Origin of the sequence: Planococcus maitriensis (assembly GCF_003289925.1) — a bacterium.
In the GTDB taxonomy this organism is placed as follows: domain Bacteria; phylum Bacillota; class Bacilli; order Bacillales_A; family Planococcaceae; genus Planococcus; species Planococcus maitriensis.
Genome location: NZ_QLZQ01000011.1, coordinates 26,611 through 51,536, shown reverse-complemented (window position 1 = coordinate 51,536; position 24,926 = coordinate 26,611). Strand labels below are relative to the sequence as shown.

Here is a 24,926-nt window from a genome sequence, read left to right as displayed (position 1 = left end):
GAAGCGTGGCGACACGTGCAGCTGACGAATACTAATCGATCGAGGACTTAACCAACAAACTGAAACGCAAGTTTCCCACAATGTCGATTTATCCAGTTTTGAGCGAACAAGCTCAAGAGTCCAGTGATGATGGCAAAGAGGCCACACCCGTTCCCATCCCGAACACGGAAGTTAAGCTCTTTTGCGCCGATGGTAGTTGGGGGTTTCCCCCTGTGAGAGTAGGACGTCGCTGGGCAAGTCGAAAAGCCGTTACCGGTTCATTCCGGTAGCGGCTTTTTTTGCATTGTTTGATGAAAACCCGACTCGCCTTTCCGGAAAAGCGGGGCATTCGGTATAATGGAAGTAACTAAGAATAAAAATGTGAGGATGCAAAGACTATGACACAAAGACGTCCAGTTGTGGATGCAGTAGTTCAATTTCAGAGCAGGCGGCCGATTTCGTTTCATGTGCCTGGCCATAAACATGGCCTTCTTTCGGGCTTGCCGCAAGAACTTAAAGCGGCACTTGCTTACGATATGACAGAATTGGAGGGCCTTGACGATTTGCATGCCCCTAAGGCGGCGATCAAGGAAGCGGAAGATTTACTGGCAAATACATATGGGTCGAAAAAAAGTTATTTTTTGGTGAATGGGACTACGGCAGGAAATTTAGCGATGATCCATGCGGTATGCAGAGAAGGGGAACATGTAATTGTTCAGCGCAATTCGCATAAATCGATCTTCCATGCGCTTGAACTTGCCCATGTAAAACCCGTTTACGTAGCGCCTGAATGGGATGAGGCGTCCAAAAGCGCTGCAGCTGTCGCCCTTTCTTCAATAGTGGCTGCCATAGATGAATATCCGGAAGCGAAAGCGGTCGTTTTGACGTATCCAAATTATTATGGTGTGGGTTCTTCAGAACTGAAGGCGATTATTGAATTTTGCCATGAACATGAGATCCCGGTGCTGGTTGATGAAGCACATGGGGCGCATTTAGCTGCTGGCGAGCCGTTCCCCGCAAGCGCATTGGCGTATGGAGCCGATGTGGTGGTGCAGTCCGCCCATAAAACCTTGCCGGCAATGACCATGGGCTCGTATCTTCATATAGCAGGAGAACTGGTGGAGGAAAGAATGGTGAGGAAGTATTTGCGGGTTTTTCAATCGAGCAGCCCTTCTTATCCGATTATGGCCTCGCTGGATGATGCAAGGGCATATATCCAGAATTATTCCGTTCACGATAAGCGCGATTTTCTCGAAAAACGCTTTTATTTCATTTCCAGCATCAGGCGGATCCCTTCTCTTGAAGTAGTGGAGACGGATGATCCATTGAAGTTATTGCTACGAGTCGATAATAGAGGGGGATTCCAGCTAAAAGGGGCATTGGAACAGGCAGGTATTTATGTCGAATTGGCAGATCCTTTCCAGGTGCTGTTGATCTTGCCGCTGTCGAAGCCTTGGCATGCTTATCCGTATGCCGAAATACGCAGCCGCATTAAAGAAGCTGTGCAAAGCATGCGGCTATTAGAAAAGCTTGCACCAAGTTTCCGTCCTGGTCATCCAAAACCGGTGACAGTGCCTGAGCTGTCGTTTGAGGAAGTGGATTTATCGGTACAGGAATGGGTGCCCTATACGAGAGCGATCGGCCGCATATCAGCTGCTATGTTGACGCCTTATCCACCCGGTGTCCCGCTTGTGGTGGCAGGAGAGAAATGGACTGTTGAAAAAGTCGAGGAGCTTTCGGATTATCTCGGGGCCGGCGCTGAAATACAAGGGGACCATCGCTTGTCGGAAAAGCTCGTTTCGGTTATCCCCTGGTGAGTAGAACGGGCTTTTCGGTGGTATACAATAGCATATGCGAAAGCGAATTTGGGGGTAATAGTATGGAACAGGAAAAGTATGCAATCATCGATATTGGCTCGAATACCGTCCGATTGGTCATCTATACACGGGATAAGAGTGGGCGTTTCTCGGAAAGCGAGAACGTTAAGGCCGTCGCCCGGCTGCGTAATTACTTAACAGACGGTAATGCGCTCTCGGAAGAAGGCGTACAAGTATTGATCGATACCTTGAAGAGTTTCCAGGAAGTGACCCGCCATCATCAGCTCGAAGCGATTAAATGTGTTGCGACGGCTGCTGTGCGGCAGGCGAAGAACCAGGAAGCCATCATCCAGCGCGTCGGGGAAGAGACGGATTTCACGATGCGTATCCTATCGGAATACGAGGAAGCACATTACGGCTATTTGGCGGTGGTCAATTCGATGTCATATAAAAGTGCTATTACGGTGGATATCGGCGGTGGCAGTACGGAATTGACCTTATTCGAAGACCGTGAACTTGTTCATTTCCACAGTTTTCCGTTCGGTGCCTTATCGCTGAAGAAGCAGTTTATCGAAGGGGATACACCGAAAAATAGTGAATTGAGAGCTTTGCGTGAGTTTCTCGAACATCAATTTTTGACACTCGATTGGATTGAAAAGAAGAAACTGCCATTGATCGGGATTGGGGGCAGTGCGCGGAACTTGGCGCAGATTCATCAGGAAAAAGTCGATTATCCGCTTTCCGGTGTCCACCAATACACCATGAAGCGAAAAGAAGTGGAAGAAACGAATAAATGGCTGGGATCGATGGAGTTCGATGATTTGCAACGCGTGGAAGGGCTGTCGCGTGACCGGGCGGATATCATCATTCCAGCAGTGGAAGTGTTCAACTGCCTAATGGAATTGATCGATGCTGAGATTTTCGCCTTGAGCCGAAAAGGTCTTCGGGATGGCGTGTTTTATGAAGAGATGACGAAAGACTTTGAGATGCCGGTGTTTCCGAACGTCATTGAAGAAAGCTTTTATGATTTAGCGATCGACTACGACATCAATTTGACCCATGCCATCCATGTGACCAATAGCTCACTGATGATTGTGCGGGAATTGGAAGAACAAGGGATTCTCAGATTGACAGAGAGGGACCATCAATGGGTCCGCCTTGGCAGTTCCATGTATAATCTGGGTTCATATATCGATTCCGAATCGAGCAACCAGCATACCTTCTATCTGTTGGCGAACCGGACCATCGATGGGCTTTTGCATAAAGAACGTATTATCGTCGCTTTGCTGGCTTCTTATAAAAACAAAAACCTGTTCAAGCGCAATGCAGCACTTTATGAAGACTGGTTCACGGAAGAAGAGTTGGATAAATTCAACATCATCGGCGCTGTCATCAAATTCGCATATAGCTTGAATGCGACAAAGCGCGATATTGTTGAAGACATCCAATTGGAATGCCAAAAAGAAGAACTCATTTTCTCTATCCAATGCCGGGAAGACTGGAAACCGGAGCAATACCAAGTCGAGAAGCAGAAAAAGCATTTGGAGAAATTATTGAAGAAAACGGTCACCGTCCATTTTCATGAATGAAACCTGAGGGGGAGTTTTTGCCGTGGGAAAGAAAAAGGAAGACATGATCCAGTTGAACAATCCTTCTTATTACAATAACCGCGAACTGAGCTGGTTGGCATTCAATGAACGGGTTCTGCAGGAAGCGCTTGACCCGCGCAATCCGCTACTCGAAAAGCTGAAGTTCCTGGCGATTTTCAGTTCCAACTTGGATGAGTTCTTCATGGTGCGTGTTGCGGGATTGCAAGACCAGGTGAAGGTGGGCTTCAATAAGCCCGAGAACAAAGCGGGGATGACACCGAAGCAGCAATTGCGTGAAATTGCCTTAAAAAACCATCAATTGGTGAATTTGCAATATGATACCTTGCGTAAAATATTGTATCCAAAGCTCCAGAAAGAGCATGTCCATTTCCTGAAAGTAAGGGAATTGAACGACTCACAGCGTGAGGCTCTGGAGACTTATTTTGATGAGCATATCTTCCCTGTGCTGACTCCGATGGCGATCGATGCCTATCGGCCGTTTCCGATGCTGTTGAATAAAAGCATTAATTTGGCGGTGGTACTGGAAGACCCGACAAAAGAAACGGATTCTGAACAACGGATGCGCACAGCTATCGTGCAGTTGCCGGCGATGCTTGAGCGCTTTGTTCAATTGCCTGAGAACGGGGGGTTACGCAAGCTGTTGCTGCTGGAAGACATTATCGGTTTCTTCATCGGCAAGCTGTTTCACGGCTACGAAGTCAAGTCGACAACCGTGTTCCGTATCACCCGCAATGCGGATATGACGATACACGAAGAAGGCGCACGCGACTTGCTCAAAGAAATCGAGGAAGAGTTGAAAAAGCGCAAATGGGGAGCTGCCGTCCGGCTCGAAGTGCAAAAAGACGGACTGGACCCTGTTATTTTGGACTATTTAATGAGAGAATTGGAAGTGCATCCGAAAGATGTCTATGAAATTGATGGATTTCTGGATTTGACAGTGTTTTTCAGTTTTTATAAGAAAATGGCACCGATATGGGAGCATTTGGTCTATGAGGGGAAGATTTCGCAATTGCCGGCAGGGATGGAGAACGGCAAGGCGATTTTTGCAAAAATCGCTGATGAAGATGTTTTTCTGCATCATCCTTATGAATCATTCGAGCCAGTCGTCGAGTTTATTTCGGAAGCGGCAGACGACCCTGATGTGCTCGCGATCAAACAGACCTTATATCGTGTCAGCGGAGATTCCCCAGTGATCAAAGCCTTGAAGCGGGCAGCGGAAAATGGCAAGCAAGTGACGGTACTGGTTGAATTAAAGGCGCGTTTCGATGAGGAAAATAACGTACACTGGGCGAAAGAACTGGAAAAAGCCGGTTGCCACGTCATATATGGCATGACCCATTTGAAGACCCATAGTAAAATCACTCTAGTGGTGCGGAAAAAGCAAGGGCGAATCGAGCGCTTTGTCCATCTCGGGACCGGCAATTATAACGACCAGACGGCAAAAATCTATACCGATATGAGTCTGTTCACGTCAAAAAAAGAAATCGGTATCGATGCGACGAATTTCTTCAATTACTTGAGTGGGTATACGGAAAAGCCGGAATTCCATTATCTATCGGTGGCGCCGTTTTCGATACGGAAAGACATTCTTCATCTGATCGACTCCGAGATCCGGTACGAGAAGAAGTACGGCAATGGCCACATCGTGGCTAAGATGAACTCTTTGACGGATAAGATTATCATCATGAAGCTGTATGAGGCGTCGCGTGCCGGGGTGAAGATCGATTTGATCGTCCGGGGCATCTGCTGCTTGCGGCCGGGAATCCCGGGAGTGAGCGACAATATTCGCGTCCGCAGCATTGTTGGGCGCCTGCTCGAACATAGCCGCGTGTACTATTTCCATCAGAATGGCAAAGAGAAGACCTTTTTGTCCTCAGCGGATATGATGACGAGAAACTTGAACAACCGAATTGAAATCCTTTTCCCGGTCCTTGATAAACGTGTGAAAGGACAGGTATGGGAGATTCTTGAGCTTGGCCTGAAAGATAATGTCAAAGCCCGTGCACAGGACGCGGAAGGCAATTACGGTTATGTCCGGCGGATGGAAGGGCAAGCGGTGATCGATAGCCAAATGGAACTGTTCGAACGCGCTTACCAAGTAGCGGAAGACGAGGAATAAGGTCTAAAGGAAGTTGTGGAACAGCCCGTTTTTGCGTTATAGTGGATTTAGTTAAAAGACAAGGAAACAGGTGAAAATATGGGTTATTTTATCACGCTAGAAGGCGGCGAAGGATCGGGCAAGACGACGGCACTGGCGAAGCTGGAAGAACGCTTGACGGCTGATGGGTTTGAAGTGGTGACGACGCGTGAACCGGGAGGCATTGAAATTGCGGAGAAAATACGCGAAGTGATCTTGGACCGGACGCATACGGCAATGGACGCCCGGACTGAAGCGCTATTGTACGCAGCGGCGCGGCGCCAGCATTTGGTGGAGCGTGTGCTGCCGGCGCTTCAGGCAGGAAAAGTCGTTCTTTGCGACCGCTTTGTCGACAGCAGTCTCGCTTACCAAGGGCATGCACGCGGTCTTGGATTAGACGACGTGCTGGCAATCAATGAATTCGCCATCGAAGGGCATATGCCGGAATTGACACTGTATTTTGATGTCAATCCGAAAACAGGGCTGGCGCGCATCGACCTCGATCAAGGACGTGAATTCAACCGCCTGGACGAAGAATCACTGGCGTTCCATTACAAAGTGAGGGAAGGCTATTTGCTATTGCTCGGCCGCTACCCGGAACGCATACAGCTGATCAATGCGGAAAACGGATTGGATGAAGTGGTGGCGGATGCGTATGAAGCGTTGCAGCGCTTCTTGGCTGAAATACAATAAATGAGTATAGACAGCCTTGTTCGTTAAGGGCTGTTTTTTTCATGGCTGGAATCAAGAGACTTTATGCATATAGCCATGAATTTTTCGTATCGGCTAAAGGAAAGATGTGACGGGACGTTCGCCGTTCGTGTTATACTAATACATAGAGAAGCAACCAAAAAAGGAGTGAGTGCTGATGAAACTCGTCGTTGCAGTGGTACAGGATCAAGATAGTAACCGCTTATCCAATGCGTTGACGAAAAATGATTTCCGGGCTACCAAGCTTGCCAGTACGGGAGGGTTCTTGCGCTCAGGAAATACCACCTTTTTAATCGGGGTCGACGATAGCCGTGTCCCGAAATTAATGGATTTGATCCGCGACAATTGCCGTGCGCGCGAACAGATGGTGGCGCCGGTTTCCCCGATGGGCGGGAATGCGGATTCTTATATACCGTATCCGGTCGAAGTGGAAGTGGGCGGGGCAACGATTTTCGTCTTGCCGATTGAACAGTTCCAGCAATTTTAAGCGGTTAAGGCTGGCTGGCCGACAACTGCTGTTTCGTCCGCACTACCCGTGATCCATGTGGAACACGGGATTTTTTACAAAGTTTGAAGGTGGAATCATGCACAAGACAATAGAAGAACTGCAAGAGATGCAGCCGGTCGTATTGAAGCGGCTGCAAGGGGCGTATGCAAATGACCGTCTGGCCCATGCGTATCTGCTCGAAGGGCCGTCGGGTTCCGGAAAAAAGGAACTGACACATTTCTTTGTCAAATTATTATTATGTGAAACACCGATCGATAATGTTCCATGTGAAACATGCCGCAGCTGTAAATTGTATGAAAACGGCAATCACCCGAATATTTTATTCATAGAACCGGATGGCCAGAACATCAAAATTGACCAGATCCGCGACTTGATTTATACGATGAACAAGACGGCGCTGAACAGCGGGCGCAAGATCTACGTAATCGAGCAGGCAGACCGGATGAATAATTCCTCTGCCAACGCTTTGCTGAAATTTTTGGAAGAACCGGAAGCGAATGTGACCGCCCTGTTATTGACGGAGCGCTTGAATGCCATCATGAGCACGATCCGGTCGCGTTGCCAGCTAGTGTCATTCCAGCCGCTGTCACGGCCGAAACTGATGGAGCGTTTGATGTCGGATGGGATGACAGGTTCGATGGCGGCGACGGTAAGCATGCTGACGCAAAGCGAGCAGGAAGCGAAGCGGCTGAGCGAGGAAGAGCAGTTTGCCGACGAGCGGAAACTGGTGCTGAAGTTGGTCGAGACGGTAGCGGCCAATGTCCACGAGGCATTACTTTTGATCCAATCTGATTGGCTGCCGCTGTTCAAGGAGAAAGAAGATGCCGAAAGAGGGCTCGACATGTTATTATTTGCATATCGGGACATCGCGACAGTGAAAGCGGGTCTTGAAACTGCACGCACGTATCCGGACATGGAAGAAACTTGGAAGCAGATGGCGCTTCAGCGTTCGTTCGATGTATTGTCCAGGCAGCTGCAGGCAGTACTACAAGCCAAACAGCAACTGCCGCGCAATATGAACCGGACACTGTTGATGGAGCAATTAATGCTGAATCTGCAGGAGGGGTAAGCAATTGTATAAAGTAATAGGAGTCCGCTTCAAGAAAGCGGGTAAAATATATTATTTCGATCCAGGCGAAGCTGCGATCGAAAAAGACGATTATGTCATTGTGGAAACAGCACGCGGCATCGAGTACGGAAAAGTGGTCGTGCCCGTGAAAGAAGTGGGCGAGAACGATGTCGTCTTGCCACTCAAGCAAGTAGTAAGGGTCGCCACCGAACGCGACCGCCAGCAAGTAGAAGAAAACCGCTCGGAAGCGGAGCGCGCGTTTGAAGTGGGTACGCAAAAAATCGAATCGCACCGGCTAGACATGAAGCTGGTCGATGTGGAATATACATTTGACCGCAATAAAGTCATTTTCTATTTCACCGCGGAAGGTCGCGTCGATTTCCGCAATTTGGTCAAAGACTTGGCGTCGATTTTCCGTACGCGTATCGAACTCCGCCAAATCGGTGTGCGCGACGAGGCGAAAATGCTCGGCGGCATCGGGCCATGCGGGCGCATGTTGTGTTGTTCGACTTTCCTTGGCGATTTCGAGCCGGTGTCGATCAAGATGGCAAAAGACCAGAACTTGTCTTTGAATCCGTCGAAAATTTCAGGACTGTGTGGCCGTTTGATGTGCTGCCTGAAATACGAGAACGATGAATACGAACAAGCGAAAAAGGAAATGCCGGATATCGGCGCGCGTGTCGAAACGCCGGATGGCAATGGCCGCGTCGTCAGCCTGAACTTGCTTGAGCGCGTATTGAAAATCCGCCTGGCTGAACAAGACCAGACGCTGGAATATACATTGGATGAAATCATGAACCAAGGGACGAGAGCGTGAGGTGGTGGTATCAGTGAAAGAAAAGAACTTTTTGGATACGGTCATGGATTTTGAACAGCAATTGGAATCGATGCAAGAGCAGTTTCGCGACTTGAAAGCAGTAGTAGCGCGGACGATGGAAGAGCATCATGCGCTGCAATTGGAAAATCACCATTTGCGTGCCCGCCTCGATGAACTGAATGCCAAAGTGCCGGAACCGGAAAAAGTCGATCCGGTCAAATTGAAAAAAGCCGTCATGGACATCGGTGAAGGCTACGACAACTTGGCGCGCCTGTACCACGAAGGCTACCATGTCTGCAACGTCCATTTCGGCAGCTCCAGAAAAGGCGACGACTGCCTGTTTTGCTTATCTTTCCTCAATAAGCAGAATTAATGAAGCAAAGCGGAAGCAGCCGTTTAGACCCGACAAGCACAAACTGGTTTACTAGAGCGGCGTCCTTTGCCGCATAAGCAAACTGGCTTGTGACCTCGAGGGTCTGGCTGCTGGAGCTAGACCATGAAGAAAAGCCGAAACGGCCGTTTTGGCCCGACAGGCATAACTCAGAATAGAAACAAAAGGCTTCCGACACTCCGTGTGGCGGCAGCCTTTTATTATGGCAGGAGTGAACGATATGTTAACAGATGACGAACGGTTGGATTATTTGCTGGCGGAAAATTTGCGCATCATCCAGAGCCCGTCGGTATTCTCCTTTTCGCTGGATGCGGTACTGCTGGCGCGTTTTGCGTATGTGCCGAAAAAACGGGGCCGGATTGTCGATTTGTGCACAGGCAATGGCGCGATCCCGTTATTTTTGAGCGCCCGTACCGAATCAACGATCACAGGAGTGGAACTTCAGCCACGCCTGGCAGGAATGGCACGGCGCAGCATCGAATTCAACGGACTCGAAGAGCAAATCGATATCATTGAAGGCGACGTGAAAGAAATCTCCGTGCAGCTCGGCTACGAAAAATTCGACACGGTCACCTGCAATCCGCCGTATTTCCAAGCCCATGAGATGAGCGATAAAAACTTAAGCGAACACATGGCGATTGCGCGCCACGAACTGCACCTGACCTTGGACGAAGCGGTCCGTTCCGCAAGCCAGTTATTGAAGCAAGGCGGAAAAGCGGCGTTTGTCCACCGTGCGGGAAGATTGATCGACATCATGGCGGCGATGCGCAACAACCGCTTGGAGCCAAAACGCATCCGGCTTGTCTACCCGAAAGCGGGCAAAGAAGCGAATACTTTGTTGATCGAAGGCATCAAGGATGGCAAGCCGGATTTAAAAGTATTACCGCCTTTGATCGTTTACGGGGAAGACGGCGAATACACGGAAGAAGTGCGGGGCTTGTTGTATGGAAACGAACAATGAACATTATTTCTACGTGCTTGAATGCGGGGACGGATCGTATTATGCGGGCTATACGAATGATTTAGAAAAGCGCTTAGCTAAGCATGAAAGTGGGAAAGGCGCAAAATATACGCGGTCCCGCGGGCCATTGACGCTCCTTTACCACGAGTCATTCGAAACGAAGCCGGAAGCGATGAAAGCGGAGTATGCCTTCAAGCAATTGAGCAAGGCAGAAAAAATCGCCCATATTCGAAACGGAAAGGCGGAACCGACATGAAATCACAGAAAAGTTTCAGCGGCGAACAACCGACGCTTTATTTAGTGGCGACGCCGATCGGCAATTTGGAAGATATGACGGTACGCGCATTGCGGCTGCTGAAAGAAGCGGACGTCATCGCGGCAGAAGACACGCGCAATACACGGAAATTATGCAATTACTTCGAGATCGAAACCCCATTGGTCAGCTATCATGAGCATAACCAAGACAGCGGGGGAGAAAAAATCCTGCGCTATTTGGCGGATGGCAAATCGGTAGCGCTGGTCAGCGATGCGGGCATGCCCTGCATTTCCGACCCGGGCGAAGACATCGTGAAAAAAGCGGTCGATGCGGGTTATCCGGTCGTGCCGGTGCCGGGTGCGAATGCGGCACTCAGCGCATTAATCGCTTCTGGCATCACTCCGCAGCCGTTCCTGTTTTATGGGTTTCTATCGCGCAATAAGAAAACACGTCTTGCAGAACTTGAAAAGTTAAGCCAGAAAGAAGAAACGCTGCTGTTTTATGAAGCGCCGCATCGTTTGAAAGATAGCTTGAAAAGTTTGCTGTCCGTGTTCGGTGGCGAGCGCCGGATTGTGTTGGCTAGGGAAGTGACCAAGAAATTCGAGGAGTTTCTGCGCGGTAGCTTAGAAGAAGCGGTCGCCTGGTCGGAGTCGAATGAAATCCGCGGCGAATTCTGCTTAGTGGTTGAAGGCAATTCGAAGCCTGATGCACTGGAAGTGGATGAGTGGTGGAAAGAACTGACATACACACAGCATGTCACTCAGTTAATGGAACAAAAGCAAATTTCTTCAAAAGAAGCAATCAAGGAAGCGGCAAAAGCGCGTGGCCTGCCGAAGCGGGATGTATATGAAGCATTTCATAAAGATTGAATCGAACCCATAAAAAAAGCCGGTGTGCATAGGCACGCCGGCTTTTTTATTTCTTCAAATTGCTTTGGATCTCTTTGACAAGCTGCTCGGCGCCTTCTGGGCTGAGGATCAGCTTCCCGCCAACCAATTGCATGTTCTCATCGGAAACTTCACCAGTTACCGCACATGTCATATTTGGCATATACTTTTTCAAGATAATTTTGTCGTCGTCGACATAAATCTCCAGCGCGTCTTTCTCTGCAATTCCAAGCGTACGGCGCAATTCAATCGGAATAACCACACGGCCCAATTCGTCCACTTTACGTACAATACCAGTCGATTTCATAATCATTAGCCCCTTTCAATTTTAGCGGCAGAATTCGTCAAAATTCGACATTTACCACTTCTTGTCATAAATCATACCAACTAATGGCAATTAGGTCAATAAAAAACTATGGATTTCATAATAAATTTTGGGTTTTTGAGGCAAATACCCATTATTTCGCTACTTTTTTGCCAATCATTTTCCTTCCGCCCTGTTTTGGGAAGAAGCTCCAGTTTTGGGGTTTGAGTTTTTCTCACAGGAGGAAACATTGTACAAAATTCACGACTTCGTTAAAATAAAGAATATACAAAAAAACTGGAGGAATTTTTCGTGACTGCCAAGAACAAGACATTTTACCTGACGACTCCTATTTACTATCCGAGCGGAAAATTCCATATCGGAACGGCTTACACGACCGTTGCATCAGATGCAATGGCCCGCTATAAACGCCTGCGTGGCTTCGATGTCCGTTTTTTGACGGGCATGGACGAGCACGGCCAGAAAATTGAAGAAAAAGCCCGCGAAGCCGGAAAAGAACCGCAAGCCTTTGTCGATGATATGGCAGAGGCGGCGAAAAAAGTATGGGAAATCATGGACATTAGCTATGATGATTTCATCCGCACGACAGAAGCCCGCCATAAGGAAGGGGTAGAGAAAATCTTCCAAACTTTCCTCGACAATGGCGATATCTACAAAGGGGAGTACGAAGGCTGGTATTGCACGCCTTGTGAATCCTTCTTCACGGAATCGCAGCTTGAAGACGGCAATTGCCCCGATTGCGGCCGCCCAGTGCATAAAGTGAAAGAAGAGTCCTATTTCTTCAATATGAAGAAGTACGCAGACCGCTTGCTTGATTATTACGATAAGCATGTCGAATTCATTGAGCCCGAATCGCGCAAAAATGAAATGGTCAATAATTTCATCAAGCCAGGCCTTGAAGACTTGTCCGTTTCCCGGACATCATTCGACTGGGGCATCCCGGTTCCTGGAGATCCGAAACATGTCATCTATGTATGGGTCGATGCTTTGTCGAATTACATCACGTCACTCGGCTACGGCTCGAATGACGATTCCAATTTCAATAAATACTGGCCGGCGGACGTCCACGTCGTCGGAAAAGACATTGTGCGCTTCCATACGATCTATTGGCCGATTTTCTTGATGGCGCTTGACTTGCCATTACCGAAGAAAGTCTTCGCACACGGCTTCATCATGATGAAAGACGGCAAAATGTCGAAATCGAAAGGCAATGTCGTCTATCCGGAAATGCTCGTGGAGCGCTACGGGCTGGATGCGGCGCGTTATTTCCTATTGCGTGAGCTGCCATTTGGATCTGACGGCGTGTTCTCGCCGGAATCTTTTGTCGAGCGCACCAATTACGACTTGGCAAACGATCTGGGGAACTTGCTGAACCGGACCGTCTCGATGATCAATAAATATTTCGGCGGTGAAGTGCCGCAAGTCGACGGCTTCAAGACTGACTTCGACGAGACTTTGCAGACGATCGCGAAAAACACGGTCGCCGTCTATGAAGAACATATGGAAAAAATGCAGTTCAGTCTCGTGTTGAGCGAAGTGTGGACATTGATTTCCCGTACGAATAAATACATCGATGAAACGCAACCATGGGTATTGGCAAAAGAAGAAGGCGACCGTACGCAGCTTGCGTCGGTCATGGCGCATCTCGCGGAAAGCTTGCGCATGACGGCCGTCATGCTGCAACCGTTCTTGCCAAATGCACCGAAGCAGATCATCGAACAGCTCGGCCTTACGCCGGAATTCCTCGAATGGCAGACATTAGAGTCATTCGGAGCCATTCCTGCAGGTACGACCGTCGTGAAAAAAGGCACGCCGATTTTCCCGCGTCTCGAAGTGGAACCGGAAGTGGCGTATATCCGTGACCAAATGCGCGGCGGGGCTGAGCCGAAAGAAGAACCGGCCCAGGCAGTTCCCGAAAAGCCAGACGTCCCTGAGATCACGATCGATGATTTCATGAAAGTGGATTTGCGCGTAGCGACGGTTACGGCATGCGAACCGGTGAAGAAGACCGACAAGCTATTGAAGCTCCAAGTGGACATGGGCTATGAAACACGCCAAGTTGTCTCCGGCATCGCCGAACATTACAAGCCGGAAGAACTCGTCGGCCAAAAGGTGATCATTGTCGCCAATTTGAAACCCGTCAAGCTGCGTGGCGAATTGTCACAAGGCATGATTCTTGCCGGACAGCAAAATGGCTACTTGACCATCGCTTCCGTAGACCAAAAGTTACCGAATGGCACAAAAGTTAAGTAAATATTCATGTGACAGCCTGCTTAGTTGAGCAGGCTGTTTTTTTTGCGTCTAAGGACTTAATGACTATAAAAACAGCTGAAAAAGGCGTAATGACTTCAAAACATCATGTTTTGTAATCCAAATGTAATGTGGCTGTGAAGAAAGAAATGGCTTCAGCCCGTACAATATAATCTATGTGAAGGAGACTGATGAAGATGTATATCGATACCCATGTTCATTTAAACGCCGATCAATACGATGAGGATTTGCAGGAAGTCATTGATCGTGCGCTAAACAGCAAGGTGGAGAAAATGGTCGTCATCGGTTTTGACCGGAAAACGATCAAACGGGCCATTGAATTGGCGGAGAACTATGATTTTATCTATGCAGTCATCGGCTGGCACCCTGTCGACGCGATTGATTGTACGGATGAAGACCTCGAATGGATCGAACAATTGGCCGCACACGAAAAAGTGGTCGGTATCGGCGAGACAGGACTCGATTACCATTGGGACAAATCACCGAAAGATATCCAACAACAAGTATTCCGCAAGCAAATCCAGCTTGCCAAACGCGTCGGCTTGCCGATCATCATCCATAACCGGGAAGCGACGGAAGATGTGTTGACGATTCTGCGCGAAGAAGACGCACAGGAAGTCGGGGGCGTCATGCATTGCTTTGGCGGCAGCGTCGAAACGGCTCAAGAGAGCATCAAGATGAATTTCATGATTTCGCTTGGCGGGCCGGTAACATTCAAGAATGCCAAGAAACCGAAAGAAGTAGCTGCTGAAATTCCGCTTGAGCATTTAATGATTGAAACCGATGCCCCTTATCTCGCACCGCATCCTTATCGCGGCAAGCGCAACGAACCTTCGTACGTAACGCTTGTGGCCGAAGAGATCGCCCGCTTGAAAGAGCTGCCGGTCGAAACGGTAGCGGAAGCAACGACGAAAAACGCTGAACGATTCTATAAATTTTCGTAAATGACGGTTAATTGAAAAAACGTATGCGTTGACATGAAAGTGTCAGGCGCCTATAATCACCCAAGTGTACAAAGGAGGAGTTATTTTTGACAAAAGAAGCAAATAATACCAAGACCAATAAATCATTCAACGGCAAATCGATGGCTGTCAGCATCGCGACGGTTCTTTTATTCGCAGCTGTTTTGGCTTTTGCGATTTTTGAAGGTACTAAAAACACCGTGACGATTACAGCGAACGGTGAAACAGAAGAAATCCGCACACATGCTGAGACAGTCGGCGATGTATTGGACGAGCAGGCGATTGAAGTCGGGAAAGACGATTTCCTCAGCCATTCAGCCGATACCAAGATTGATGGAGATGCCGCGATCGAATGGGATGAAGCGGAACAATATACAGTAACAGTTGATGGAGAGGCCCGTTCGGCTTGGACAACTGAAAATACGGTCTCCGCTATCTTGGAAAAAGCGGAAATCGAAGTAACGAAGTATGATGAAGTAAGCCCCGCACTTGATGAAACAGTGGACGAAGATACAGTGATCGATGTGGAGAAAGCTTATGAAGTGACCATCGTGGATGGCGGAAAAGACAAAAAAGTGTGGTCCACTTCGACTACGGTCGCTGACTTTTTGAAACAGCATAGTATTGAGCTAAGTAAACTTGACCGCGTAGAACAGGATATGGACGAATTGGTTCTTCCGAATTCGAAAGTCGAGGTCGTGCGTGTAGAAAAAGTCACCGATGTAGTGGAAGACGCTGTGAAGTATGCAGTGGAAACGAGAAAAGATTCTTCCCTTTTGAAAGGCAGCGAAAAAATTGTCCAAAAAGGGCAGAACGGATTGGTCAAGAAAACTTATGAAGTCGTGAAAGAAAACGGCAAAGAAGTAAAACGCGAATTGAAAAAAGAAAAAGTCGTCAAAGAACCGAAACAGCAGATCTTGGCTGTCGGAACGAAAACTGTTGTAGCCAGCGTATCGCGTGGCACGGCGAAAAAAGAAACAGCAACACCTGTTAAACAGGCTTCGGCGCAAAAAGAAGCCGTACCAGCCAAGAAAGCTGCAGCTCCAAAAGCGGTAGCAAAAGCTCCTGAAAAAGCAAAGGCTGTACCACAGCCAGCGAAAAAAGAAGCGGCTTCTGAACCGTCAGGCGGCAAAGAATTCTACGTGTCCGCCACGGCGTATACGGCCAGCTGCACAGGCTGCTCCGGCATCACGGCAACAGGCATTAACTTGAAAGCGAACCCGGGCCTCAAAGTGATCGCGGTTGACCCGCGCGTCATCCCGCTCGGCTCAAAAGTTTGGGTGGAAGGCTATGGTAATGCCATCGCAGGCGATACTGGCGGAGCGATCAAAGGCAACAAGATCGATTTGTTCATGCCGAACCGTTCCGATGCCATTGCATTCGGGCGCAAGCAGCTAAAAGTTAAAATCCTCAACTAATCGAATACAGTATTATATAGAAGGAAAAGCTTTCCCGGAATGCCGGGAAAGCTTTTTACATGTTTGCCGGCTGCGCGGTAAAATGGATAAGATCTGCAGAAACGAGGGATAGACCATGAAAATACAGGAAGTGATCGTTGTCGAAGGCAAAGATGACACAGTGGCGATCAAGCGGGCCGTGGGAGCCGATACGATCGAAACGAACGGTTCCGCCATTTCAAATGAGACGCTGCGCCGCATTACGCATGCCCAGGAAAAGCGGGGCGTCATCGTCTTTACAGACCCCGATTATCCGGGAAGGCGGATTCGTGCTATTATTGAAGAACACGTGCCACAAGCCAAGCACGCCTTTTTGGCAAAAGAAAAGACCATTGCAAAAAACGGAAAAGGGCTTGGCATCGAGCATGCCAGTGATGAAGACATCCGCCAAGCGCTGGAGGCGGTCTATACTCCGCTGAGCGAAGAACGGCCTGTAGAGATTACCCTAGAGGATCTGATCGATGCCCGGCTGATTGCCCATCCGTCAGCGAAAGCACGCAGGACAGAGCTCGGAGAAGCGCTCAACATCGGCTACACGAACGGCAAGCAGCTGCACAAGCGCCTGCATGTGTTCGGCATTACCAAACAGCAGTTTATCAACGCAGTGCAAGCGTTAACCCAGGAGGACATAACATGACCAAAGATATAGCAACACCGATCCGTACGCAAGAGATCATGGCCAAACACGGCCTGACGTTCAAGAAAAGCCTTGGCCAGAACTTTTTGATCGACCCGAATATTCTGCGCAAGATTGTTTCCCAGGCAGGCCTCACAAAAGAATCGGCCGCCATTGAGATCGGTCCCGGCATCGGTGCATTAACCGAGCATTTGGCGAGAGACGCCGGAAAAGTATTGGCGTTTGAAATCGACCAGCGGCTGTTGCCGGTGCTCGCGGACACCTTATCGCCTTACGATAACGTCAAAGTGATCCATTCCGATATTTTGAAAGCGGACGTCGAACAAGCGATCCAAGAAGAATTGGCCGGTTTTGAAGATATCATGGTGGTGGCCAATCTGCCTTATTATGTGACGACGCCGATCATCCTCAAGTTATTGCTCGAGAAGCTGCCAATTCGCGGCTTGGTTGTCATGCTGCAAAAAGAAGTGGCGGAGCGCATTACGGCGAAACCCGGCACGAAAGCATACGGCTCCCTGTCGATTGCCATCCAGTATTATACGGAAGCCGATTACGCCATGACCGTGCCGAAGTCGGTATTCATGCCACAGCCGAATGTCGACTCTGCGGTCATCCGCATGATCAAACGGCCGGAGCCGATCGTGAACGTCATCGACGAAGACTTTTTCTTCTTGGTGACACGCGGGTCATTTGTCCAGCGCCGCAAGACGATCCTCAACAACCTGCAAAGCACCATGCCGGATGGGAAAGCGAAAAAAGACCTCATTCTGCAGGCACTTGATGAAGCTGGCATCGACCCGGCACGCCGCGGCGAAACGCTCAGCATCAAGGAATTCGGGCTGCTTTCCGATAAATTGTATCCGCATTTCCATTGAGCCGTGAAACTGTAACAGATTTGGCACAGTTTTTTTCGGAAGTAGAATATTTCGGATAAATAACTGTTGCAATTCCTGAAAAGCATTGGTAAAATTAAAAATTTATTTGACTCCGCGGTCATTTTATGCTAGACTTTAGACTATAGTGAGGTGTAGACAAAATGCCCAAAACTTTGGCGGAGATTAAAAAGTCATTAGACCTGCATTTAGGGAAAAGGTTGCTGTTAAAAGCAAACGGAGGTCGCAAAAAGACGGTAGAACGTGCCGGAATTCTGCGTGAAACCTATCACTCCGTGTTCGTGATTGAATTGGATCAGGATGAACATGCATTTGAACGTGTATCTTACAGCTACGCGGACATCTTAACTGAAGCAGTGGAAATCACTGTCTTTGAAGGAACAGAAGACGCACTTGTCGTTAAATAATTGAACTCTATTTCATACTTACTTTTATAACCCGCTTCGGTGATTTCGCCGTAAGCGGGTTTTTTCTATTGTTCCGGTTCTTCGGAAGCTGTATGTCTGTGGTAAAATAGTCTTCATCAGAACAGAAAAGGAGGCAGTGGAATGCTCTATGTAAAAGCGCCTGCCAAAATCAATTTAACCCTGGATGTCTTGTACAAACGTCCGGATAATTACCACGAAATCGAAATGATCATGACCACCGTCGACTTGGCAGACCGGATTGGCCTGCAAGGGACAGCGAAAGGCATACATATCCAATCGGCGGACCGTTTCGTGCCGAACGACTCGCGTAATCTGGCGTACCAGGCTGCGCAATTGATCAAAGATACATTCAATATCAAAACGGGTGTCATCATCTCGCTCGACAAACAGATTCCAGTGGCTGCGGGACTGGCCGGTGGCAGCAGCGATGCAGCGGCCACATTGAAAGGGCTCAACCAGTTATGGCAATTGAATCTGTCGCTCGATGAACTGGCGGAACTGGGCGCGAAAATCGGCTCGGATGTGTCGTTTTGCGTATATGGCGGCACAGCGCTTGCCACAGGGCGCGGCGAAGTCATCGAAGAACTGCCGGCGCCTCCGCATTGCTGGGTCATTCTCGCAAAACCATCGCTTGGAGTCTCGACAGCGGATGTTTATGGTGCCTTCGATCCGGACAAAGCGGAACATCCAGATACGCAAGCGATGATCGCTGCACTGCGTGAAGGCAATTACGAAGCGATGTGCGACAATCTCGGCAATGCGCTCGAGAGCGTAACGATGAATATGCATCCCGAAGTTGGGCAGATCAAAGAACAAATGATCAAATTCGGTGCCGATGCGGTGCTCATGAGCGGCAGTGGCCCGACCGTCTTCGGCTTGGTCAACCAGGAAGCGCGCATCCCGCGCATCTACAACGGTCTGCGTGGCTTCTGTTCCGAAGTTTATGCGGTGCGTTTGCTCGGCGACAGGGAGCCCCTTGCTTAAATACGTATATTTATGGTAAGTTTTCATTAGAATATTCGTGTTTAGGAGAGGGTAGTAGTGAAATGGAAGCGCAGTGAACGCTTGGTCGACATGACGCATTATCTATTGGAACATCCGCATCAATTGATTCCGTTGACGTATTTCTCGGATCTGTATCAGTCAGCAAAATCTTCGATCAGCGAGGACTTAGGTATCGTCAAGGAAACCTTTGAAGAAAAAGGCATCGGCCTGTTGATGACCGTGCCGGGGGCTTCGGGCGGCGTCAAATACGTGCCGAAGATGAAAGATGTCGAGATTCGCCAGGTCATGGATGAATTGATCACCGAATTGAGCCAATCAGACCGGTTGCTGCCGGGCGGTTATTTGTATATGACCGATGTGCTCGGCAATCCCCAAATGATGAACCGTGTCGGCAAAGTATTCGCCAGCGCATTTGCAGGCGAGAAAATCGATGCCATCATGACGGTCGCGACAAAAGGCATCCCGATTGCCCAGGCGATCGCGCGCCACATGAACGTGCCGGTCGTCATCGTCCGCCGCGACAGTAAAGTGACAGAGGGCTCCACGGTCAGCATTAACTACGTCTCAGGCTCCACGCGGCGGATCCAGACAATGGTGCTGTCGAAACGCAGCATGAAGAGCGGCCAGCGTGTGTTGATCACCGATGACTTCATGAAAGTCGGTGGCACGATGAATGGCATGAAGAACTTGCTGGAAGAATTCGATTGCACATTGGCAGGTGTTGCAGTGCTCGTGGAAGCGGAACATGCGGATGAACGCCTGGTGGAAAAATACTTATCGCTAGTCAAATTGGACGAAGTCAGTGAAAAAGACCGGACCATTACATTGAGAGCCGGAAATTATTTTGAAGGAGCGGATTAATATGAAATACGTAGCGACAGACAAAGCGGCAGCGGCAATCGGGCCGTATTCCCAAGGTGTTATCTCAGGAGATATGTTCTATAGCTCGGGACAGATTCCGTTGAAAGCGGACGGAGAACTCGCGGAAGGCGGCGTAGCGGAACAGACCCATCAAGTGTTTGCCAATCTTCAGGCTGTCCTGGAAGAAGCGGGATCGTCGCTTCAGCATGTTATCAAGACGACCGTTTTCATCAAAGACATGAATGATTTTGCGGAACTTAATTCCATCTATGCTTCTTATTTCGGCGATCATAAGCCAGCGCGCTCTACAGTCGAAGTGGCACGCCTGCCAAAAGACGTGAAAGTGGAAATTGAAGTCATTGCGAAAGTTGCACAATAAAGCCACCTTTTGGGTGGTTTTTGTTTTTTTTACGTTTATTAAGTAAATTTTCTAATAAATTATGTAATTTTTGAAGGAATTTAGTCCTCTTCCCCGAATACAAACAAAAGCGCCAAAAAATTACAGCAAGAGAAGGGGAGATTTGAGAATGGAAGTAACTGACGTAAGATTGCGCCGCGTCCAAACTGACGGACGCATGCGGGCAATCGCTTCAATCACGCTCGACAATGAATTTGTGGTCCATGACATCCGCGTCATCGATGGCAACGACGGGTTATTTGTCGCCATGCCGAGCAAGCGGACGCCGGACGGGGAGTTCCGCGACATTGCGCATCCGATCAATTCCGGCACCCGCAATAAATTGCAAGAAGCTGTGCTTATTGCATATGAACAGAGTGAAGAGCAGGCAGTACTCGAGAATGCCAGCATCTGATACGCCGAAGAACCTTCCACTTATTTGAGAAGGTTCTTTTTTTCATGGGAATTTTTAAATGGCATGAGAAGCATTTCTCAGCCCCTTTATCAAGATGCCCGAAAATGGGTGGAATAGCGCTCGCTTCGGGCTTTGTCATGGGATTGTCATGTCCTGTAACCTTGAAAATCAAGGGTTTTTCAGCTATAGTCAATAAGGAAACGTGAAAGTGGCATTTTTTTGCCTTGAACGGGTAGCGCTTTCGCCAGACAATTATTTTTCAGTTAACCAGATTTCAATAAAGGAAATGGAGGGATTCGACCGATGGACAATACATATGCGGTGATTTTAGCGGCTGGGCAAGGCACGCGGATGAAATCGAAATTGTATAAAGTGCTCCACCCGGTATGCGGCATGCCAATGGTAGAGCATGTAACGGGGAATATCCACCGCCTTGGCGTCGAGAAGATCGTTACGATCGTCGGGCACGGAGCGGAGAAAGTGAAAGAACAGCTGGGGGACATGAGCGAATATGCGCTCCAGGAAGAGCAGCTCGGCACAGCCCATGCCGTGCAGCAAGCAGCGCCACTGATCGAAGGGAAAGCCGGGACGACAATCGTCGTTTGCGGCGACACGCCTTTGATCCGCGCGGAAACGATGGAGGCACTCATCAGCCATCATAAAGAAACCGGCGCCAAAGCGACCATCCTGACGGCCATCGCTGAAAATCCGACAGGCTACGGGCGCATCATCCGGGACACTGAAGGAAGCGTCAAGAAGATTGTCGAGCAAAAAGACGCATCGGCTGAAGAGCAAGCCGTGAAAGAAATCAACACCGGCACGTATTGCTTTGATAACGAAGCCTTGTTCGAAGCCTTGAAAAATGTTTCAAATGATAATGTGCAAGGTGAGTATTATTTGCCGGATGTCATCGAGATCCTGCAGAAACAAGGTGAAATCGTTGCGGCATACGCAACCGACAGTTTCGAAGAGACGCTTGGCGTCAATGACCGCGTCGCGCTAAGCCAAGCGGAAACTTTCCTGCGCCGCCGTATCGCTGAACAGCATATGCGCGCAGGCGTGTCGATTATCGACCCGGCAACAGCGTATATCAGTGCGCAGGCAAAGATCGGGGCAGATACGATCATCCACCCGAACGTTACCATCGAAGGCGACACGGTCATCGGGGAAGATTGCATCATCACGTCGAATACGCGCATCGTAGGCAGCACGATCGGCGACCGCACAGAAATCCGCAGCTCCGAAGTGTATGACAGCACAATCGGCAACGATACGGCTGTTGGGCCATTTGCCCATATCCGCCCGCAATCCTCGCTCGGAAATGAAGTGAAGATCGGCAATTTCGTGGAAGTGAAAAAATCCGAGCTTGGCACAGGAAGCAAAGTCTCCCATTTGAGCTATATCGGGGATGCGCTTGTCGGCAGCGGCGTCAATATCGGCTGCGGCACGATCACGGTTAATTACGATGGCAAAAACAAGCACCTCACGACCATTGAAGATGATTCATTCATTGGCTGCAACTCGAATTTGATCGCTCCGGTGACCATCGGCAAAGGTTCTTATGTGGCGGCAGGGTCGACCATCTCGAAAGACGTGCCGAGTGATGCCTTGGCGATCGGCCGGGCGCGCCAGGAAAATAAAGAAGGCTATGCAAGCAAACTAAACCGCAAATAATAGGAGGGTTTCCCCCAATGGGCATTCAAAATACTAACTCGAAGTTGAAAATCTTTTCGTTGAACTCGAACAAAGAACTGGCTGAGCAAATCGCTGAGCAGGTGGGCTTGCCGCTCGGCAAAAGCTCGGTAACACATTTTAGCGACGGAGAAATCCAGATTAACATCGAAGAAAGCATCCGTGGCTGCGATGTGTTCATCGTCCAATCGACTTCACAGCCGGTCAACGAAAACTTGATGGAGCTATTGATCATGATCGATGCCGTCAAGCGTGCATCTGCGCGTACCGTCAACGTAGTCATCCCATACTACGGCTATGCACGCCAGGACCGCAAAGCACGTTCACGCGAGCCAATCACGGCAAAACTCGTCGCCAACCTGCTCGAGACAGCCGGCGCGACGCGTGTAATCGTATTGGATCTTCATGCTCCGCAAATTCAAGGGTTCTTTGATATTTTGATTGACCATCTGGTAGCTGTGCCACTCCTATCCGATCATTTCCTGAACGATGCGAACATCGACCTCGAGAACGCAATCATCGTGTCGCCTGACCACGGCGGCGTGACGCGTGCCCGTAAAATGGCAGATCGCCTGAAAGCGCCGATTGCCATCATCGATAAGCGCCGCCCGCGGCCGAACGTTGCCGAAGTCATGAACATCGTCGGGAACGTCGAAGGCAAAACAGCGATCATCATCGACGATATCATCGATACGGCCGGGACGATTTCGATTGCGGCGAGCGCATTGATCGAAAGCGGGGCGAAAGAAGTCTACGCTTGCTGTACGCACCCTGTCCTCTCAGGCCCTGCTGTCCAGCGCATCCAGGATTCCGTCATCAAGGAACTGGTCGTGACCAACTCGATCGCTCTTGCAGATGAGAAGAAAATCGACAAGATCAAGCAATTGACGGTCGCACCGCTTCTTGCCGAAACGATCATCCGTGTACACGAACAGAAATCAGTCAGCACTTTATTTGATTGATGCCGCCAGAGTCTTCCAGGTTTCAGCTTTATATGAACAGGGTAGTTATAAACTATGCGTTTAATATAACTGGAGGTTGAAATTATATGGCTATCAAAATGACAGCAGCGAAACGGGAAACAGGAAAGCCGCATTCGGCATTGACCGATTTGCGCGGCGAAGGCAATGTGCCTGGCGTCGTATACGGCTACAAGATGGAAACAACACCGATTGCCGTATCCGAAATCGACTTGATCAAGACTTTGCGTGAATCAGGGCGAAATGGCGTCATCAGCTTGGAAATCGGCGGCAAGAGCACGAACGTCGTATTGAGCGATTACCAAATGGATTCATTAAAAGGAAGTTTCAAGCACGTCGATTTCTTGGCGATCAATATGTCTGAAGAAATCGATGTCGATGCAACTGTTCACTTGATCGGCGAATCGCCAGGCGAAAAAGAAGGCGGCGTCGTCACGCAGCCGAACCGCGAAGTGCATATTCGCGTCAAACCGAGCGATATTCCGGATTCCGTCGACATCGACATCAGCGAGCTGCAGATCGGCGACTCGGTGTCAGTCAGTGACATCCGTGACAAATTCAGCTTTGAAATCTTGAACGACGATGACTTCCTATTGATCTCTGTCACAGCACCACGTACAGAAGAAGAGCTAGAAGAGCTTGAAACAACTGACGAAGGCGAAGAGCCTGAAGTCATCGGCGACAACGAAGAAGAAGCAGCCGGTGAAGAAAAAGAATAATCCCAGCAATGCCCAAACAGGGACTGTCCACAGGCAGTCCCTGTTTTTATTGCATGAGCGCAGATTATGGTAAAATAAAAGGCAGTGAAGAAGTAAAAGGAGTTTGCTATGAAAATGATCATCGGCCTGGGGAATCCAGGAAAAACATATGAAGAAACCCGCCACAATATCGGCTTTCATGTCATTGACCAGTTGGCGAGTGACTGGAACGCACCGCTCACGCAGTCCAAATTCAAGGGCATGTATGCCGTCGTCCACCGGCCCGAAGGCAAAGTGATGCTCGTCAAGCCGCTGACCTACATGAACCTGTCCGGTGAATGCATCGGCCCCTTGATGGATTATTACAATGTTGACCTTGAAGACATCGTGGTCATCTATGACGACCTGGACTTGCCTGCAGGGCAGCTCCGATTGCGCCAAAAAGGCAGCGCAGGGGGACATAACGGCATCAAGTCCCTTATCCAGCATCTCGGCACCCAGCAGTTTAACCGGATGCGCATCGGCATCAGCCGCCCGCCAGCGGGCATGAAAGTACCGGATTACGTACTCGCCCGCTTCCGTGACGAAGAAAAACCGCTGATGAAAGACGCCGTCGAAAAAAGTGCGGCTGCGTGCAATTACTGGCTGGCCAAACCATTCAAGGAAGTCATGAATGAATACAACGGATAACCGCTTTGGCGCATAAAGGCGTCCAAGGCTTTTTCCCGTTTCCTATCGTTTTTAAAAGGGTAATATAGCCAT

The 24,926-nt window shown here is 49.2% G+C and carries 26 protein-coding genes and 1 rRNA gene; 26 read left to right on the top strand and 1 reads right to left on the bottom strand.

Translation table 11 applies throughout. From position 1 onward, the window contains the following. The first annotated feature begins 119 nt into the window (after nt 1-119). The 12 genes from rrf to rsmI all read left to right on the top strand — a co-directional run bounded on the left by rrf (nt 120) and on the right by rsmI (nt 11,125). Nucleotides 120-235, top strand: a 5S ribosomal RNA gene (gene rrf, locus DP119_RS15605). Nucleotides 236-377: 142 nt separating this feature from the next. Further along, complete coding sequence (locus DP119_RS15600) at nt 378-1,796, top strand: aminotransferase class I/II-fold pyridoxal phosphate-dependent enzyme (protein WP_112233996.1); 1,419 nt, start codon at nt 378-380, stop codon at nt 1,794-1,796. Nucleotides 1,797-1,858: 62 nt separating this feature from the next. Beyond that, complete coding sequence (ppx, locus tag DP119_RS15595) at nt 1,859-3,385, top strand: exopolyphosphatase (protein ID WP_112233995.1); 1,527 nt, start codon at nt 1,859-1,861, stop codon at nt 3,383-3,385. 22 nt (nt 3,386-3,407) lie between these two features. Further along, a complete protein-coding gene (locus DP119_RS15590; protein WP_276308724.1) occupies nt 3,408-5,525 on the top strand; it encodes an RNA degradosome polyphosphate kinase in 2,118 nt (705 codons plus the stop codon). Between the two features lie 78 nt (nt 5,526-5,603). Next, nucleotides 5,604-6,236 (top strand): dTMP kinase, encoded by a 633-nt coding sequence (gene tmk, locus DP119_RS15585; protein WP_112233994.1) that lies wholly within the window; start codon nt 5,604-5,606, stop codon nt 6,234-6,236. A 175-nt stretch (nt 6,237-6,411) separates the two neighbouring features. Beyond that, nucleotides 6,412-6,741, top strand: coding sequence for a cyclic-di-AMP receptor (locus tag DP119_RS15580; protein ID WP_058382245.1), 330 nt, complete (start codon nt 6,412-6,414; stop codon nt 6,739-6,741). 97 nt (nt 6,742-6,838) lie between these two features. Continuing rightward, on the top strand, nt 6,839-7,831 hold the full coding sequence (gene holB, locus DP119_RS15575; RefSeq protein ID WP_112233993.1) for a DNA polymerase III subunit delta': 993 nt from the start codon (nt 6,839-6,841) through the stop codon (nt 7,829-7,831). Nucleotides 7,832-7,835: 4 nt separating this feature from the next. Beyond that, the gene (locus DP119_RS15570) at nt 7,836-8,648 is read left to right on the top strand and encodes a PSP1 domain-containing protein (protein WP_112233992.1); all 813 of its coding nucleotides are present in this window, start codon (nt 7,836-7,838) and stop codon (nt 8,646-8,648) included. Between the two features lie 13 nt (nt 8,649-8,661). Then, nucleotides 8,662-9,021: a DNA replication initiation control protein YabA gene (gene yabA, locus DP119_RS15565; protein WP_112233991.1), complete on the top strand. Its 360-nt coding sequence runs from the start codon at nt 8,662-8,664 to the stop codon at nt 9,019-9,021. 238 nt (nt 9,022-9,259) lie between these two features. Then, nucleotides 9,260-10,000, top strand: coding sequence for a tRNA1(Val) (adenine(37)-N6)-methyltransferase (locus tag DP119_RS15560; protein ID WP_112233990.1), 741 nt, complete (start codon nt 9,260-9,262; stop codon nt 9,998-10,000). Further along, nucleotides 9,984-10,256 carry a GIY-YIG nuclease family protein gene (locus DP119_RS15555; protein WP_112233989.1) on the top strand — a complete coding sequence of 91 codons (273 nt, stop codon included), beginning with the start codon at nt 9,984-9,986 and terminating at the stop codon, nt 10,254-10,256. The genes DP119_RS15560 and DP119_RS15555 overlap by 17 nt, the downstream gene beginning before the upstream one ends. Beyond that, nucleotides 10,253-11,125 (top strand): 16S rRNA (cytidine(1402)-2'-O)-methyltransferase, encoded by an 873-nt coding sequence (gene rsmI / locus DP119_RS15550; RefSeq protein WP_112233988.1) that lies wholly within the window; start codon nt 10,253-10,255, stop codon nt 11,123-11,125. The genes DP119_RS15555 and rsmI overlap by 4 nt, the downstream gene beginning before the upstream one ends. A 46-nt stretch (nt 11,126-11,171) precedes the next feature. On the opposite strand, the gene DP119_RS15545 is transcribed toward rsmI, so the two are convergent. Beyond that, nucleotides 11,172-11,450: an AbrB/MazE/SpoVT family DNA-binding domain-containing protein gene (locus DP119_RS15545; RefSeq protein WP_058382238.1), complete on the bottom strand. Its 279-nt coding sequence runs from the start codon at nt 11,448-11,450 to the stop codon at nt 11,172-11,174. Nucleotides 11,451-11,759: 309 nt separating this feature from the next. On the opposite strand from DP119_RS15545, the gene metG reads away from it, so the two are divergent. The 14 genes from metG to pth all read left to right on the top strand — a co-directional run bounded on the left by metG (nt 11,760) and on the right by pth (nt 24,854). Next, a complete protein-coding gene (metG, locus tag DP119_RS15540) occupies nt 11,760-13,721 on the top strand; it encodes a methionine--tRNA ligase (protein WP_112233987.1) in 1,962 nt (653 codons plus the stop codon). A 194-nt stretch (nt 13,722-13,915) separates the two neighbouring features. Next, a complete protein-coding gene (locus tag DP119_RS15535) occupies nt 13,916-14,683 on the top strand; it encodes a TatD family hydrolase (RefSeq protein ID WP_112233986.1) in 768 nt (255 codons plus the stop codon). An 86-nt stretch (nt 14,684-14,769) separates the two neighbouring features. Then, nucleotides 14,770-16,119, top strand: coding sequence for a G5 and 3D domain-containing protein (locus tag DP119_RS15530; RefSeq protein WP_112233985.1), 1,350 nt, complete (start codon nt 14,770-14,772; stop codon nt 16,117-16,119). Nucleotides 16,120-16,234: 115 nt separating this feature from the next. Continuing rightward, on the top strand, nt 16,235-16,795 hold the full coding sequence (gene rnmV / locus DP119_RS15525; protein ID WP_112233984.1) for a ribonuclease M5: 561 nt from the start codon (nt 16,235-16,237) through the stop codon (nt 16,793-16,795). Beyond that, the gene (gene rsmA / locus DP119_RS15520) at nt 16,792-17,670 is read left to right on the top strand and encodes a 16S rRNA (adenine(1518)-N(6)/adenine(1519)-N(6))-dimethyltransferase RsmA (RefSeq protein ID WP_112233983.1); all 879 of its coding nucleotides are present in this window, start codon (nt 16,792-16,794) and stop codon (nt 17,668-17,670) included. Before rnmV ends, rsmA begins: the two co-directional genes overlap by 4 nt. 161 nt (nt 17,671-17,831) lie before the next feature. Further along, nucleotides 17,832-18,095 (top strand): biofilm formation stimulator Veg, encoded by a 264-nt coding sequence (veg, locus tag DP119_RS15515; RefSeq protein WP_058382232.1) that lies wholly within the window; start codon nt 17,832-17,834, stop codon nt 18,093-18,095. A gap of 141 nt (nt 18,096-18,236) precedes the next feature. After that, on the top strand, nt 18,237-19,100 hold the full coding sequence (gene ispE / locus DP119_RS15510; protein WP_112233982.1) for a 4-(cytidine 5'-diphospho)-2-C-methyl-D-erythritol kinase: 864 nt from the start codon (nt 18,237-18,239) through the stop codon (nt 19,098-19,100). 57 nt (nt 19,101-19,157) lie between these two features. Beyond that, nucleotides 19,158-19,982 carry a pur operon repressor gene (purR, locus tag DP119_RS15505; RefSeq protein ID WP_112233981.1) on the top strand — a complete coding sequence of 275 codons (825 nt, stop codon included), beginning with the start codon at nt 19,158-19,160 and terminating at the stop codon, nt 19,980-19,982. 1 nt (nt 19,983) lies between these two features. Beyond that, nucleotides 19,984-20,361 (top strand): RidA family protein, encoded by a 378-nt coding sequence (locus tag DP119_RS15500; protein ID WP_112233980.1) that lies wholly within the window; start codon nt 19,984-19,986, stop codon nt 20,359-20,361. A gap of 148 nt (nt 20,362-20,509) precedes the next feature. Further along, complete coding sequence (gene spoVG, locus DP119_RS15495) at nt 20,510-20,794, top strand: septation regulator SpoVG (protein WP_112233979.1); 285 nt, start codon at nt 20,510-20,512, stop codon at nt 20,792-20,794. A gap of 303 nt (nt 20,795-21,097) precedes the next feature. Continuing rightward, nucleotides 21,098-22,468 carry a bifunctional UDP-N-acetylglucosamine diphosphorylase/glucosamine-1-phosphate N-acetyltransferase GlmU gene (gene glmU / locus DP119_RS15490; RefSeq protein WP_112233978.1) on the top strand — a complete coding sequence of 457 codons (1,371 nt, stop codon included), beginning with the start codon at nt 21,098-21,100 and terminating at the stop codon, nt 22,466-22,468. 17 nt (nt 22,469-22,485) lie between these two features. Continuing rightward, on the top strand, nt 22,486-23,448 hold the full coding sequence (locus DP119_RS15485; RefSeq protein WP_112233977.1) for a ribose-phosphate diphosphokinase: 963 nt from the start codon (nt 22,486-22,488) through the stop codon (nt 23,446-23,448). Between the two features lie 86 nt (nt 23,449-23,534). Further along, nucleotides 23,535-24,185: a 50S ribosomal protein L25/general stress protein Ctc gene (locus DP119_RS15480; protein ID WP_112233976.1), complete on the top strand. Its 651-nt coding sequence runs from the start codon at nt 23,535-23,537 to the stop codon at nt 24,183-24,185. A 108-nt stretch (nt 24,186-24,293) separates the two neighbouring features. Then, nucleotides 24,294-24,854: an aminoacyl-tRNA hydrolase gene (gene pth, locus DP119_RS15475; RefSeq protein WP_112233975.1), complete on the top strand. Its 561-nt coding sequence runs from the start codon at nt 24,294-24,296 to the stop codon at nt 24,852-24,854. Nucleotides 24,855-24,926: the final 72 nt, after the last annotated feature.